The 1124-nt window shown below is 60.3% G+C and carries 1 protein-coding gene; it reads right to left on the reverse strand.

Annotated elements, in window-relative coordinates:
- Positions 1-83: 83 nt before the first annotated feature.
- Positions 84-1124: type VI secretion system protein TssA (gene tssA / locus AQS70_RS10065; protein ID WP_082428078.1), on the reverse strand; the 1041-nt coding region annotated here is incomplete at its 5' end.

Genomic DNA, 1124 nt, shown 5'->3' on the forward strand with positions numbered 1-1124 from the left:
GTTTGAATTCGATGACCTCGAAGTCGGCGCCACTGCTGGGTTCGAAGGTGTAGCGCAGGTCGCTTTGGCGGGGCATAAGGCTCCTAATCCTTGACGGCAGTCATTACGCTGACGAGCTCGGCGGGGTGTTGCTCTAACAGCTTCTGATACAGATCGGGCTCCCACTGCGCGGCTGGGGTGGCTTGCATCACCCGAGCCACATTGGCGCACAGGTCACTGGCCAGCCAGGCCAAACCACGGGCGGCTAACAAATCGGCAGCAATGACGGTGGCGTAACAGCGTTGGCGTGGCGCACGGTAGGCCGCCTGCATTTCTTGCAAGCGCAACAACACCACTTCCACACCCTCCTGATTCAATTGGGTCACCAATTCGTCGCGTAATCCGGCGTACTCCTGTACCGGGCTGCCGCTGCTTTCAGCCCCATCCGTGCCGGTCATCCACGCCAGAGTAGGCGCGTCCACAAACGCAGTGCCGTCGCTGAAACACAACTCCATCAAGGCAGGGACTCTGCGCACAAAGCGCGCACAGGCCTGGCGGATGCCATCGGCCACTTCATTCATTTCCAGCCGTGCAGCGACACTCGCAGCCAGAAAGCTGCCACGCAGCCAGTACGGCGCAGCGCTGACGCTTTTCTCAATGCGTAGCAACAACCCTGGATCAATGGCGTTGGACGCCAGCGCGTCCTCATAGCTGGCAACGATGTCGCGTGGCACCGCCGTCAACTCAGTACGCCTGTCGCGAGTCACAGAAGGTGCCGCATGCAGGTGCGCCCACAGACCGAAACGTCGTAACTGATAACCGGTCGGGTCGTACACGTCCTGCTGATTCACCCACTCAGCCATGTTCAATACGGCACGACGCTGCTCACGCTCATTGCCTGCCGGCACAGCGTTGGAGCCAGACAAAAACGCCGGTGTGAGCGCGGCATCCGCTTGCGGTCGGGATCCACGAACGCTATTGCCCGAAGGTGGCTCCACCGCCTGCATCGTGCGTTTAGCTAACGTCTGACGCAGCCTATCCAGGTCGGATTGATCCAGTTGCGTTGCCTCAACTCGACGGTGCAGCCGGATCAAGGCCTGTTCGGCCTGCGCCTGATACGCCGGATTGAAACTCAACTGATCCAA

It is taken from the genome of Pseudomonas endophytica (assembly GCF_001411475.1).
GTDB classification, from domain to species: domain Bacteria; phylum Pseudomonadota; class Gammaproteobacteria; order Pseudomonadales; family Pseudomonadaceae; genus Aquipseudomonas; species Aquipseudomonas endophytica.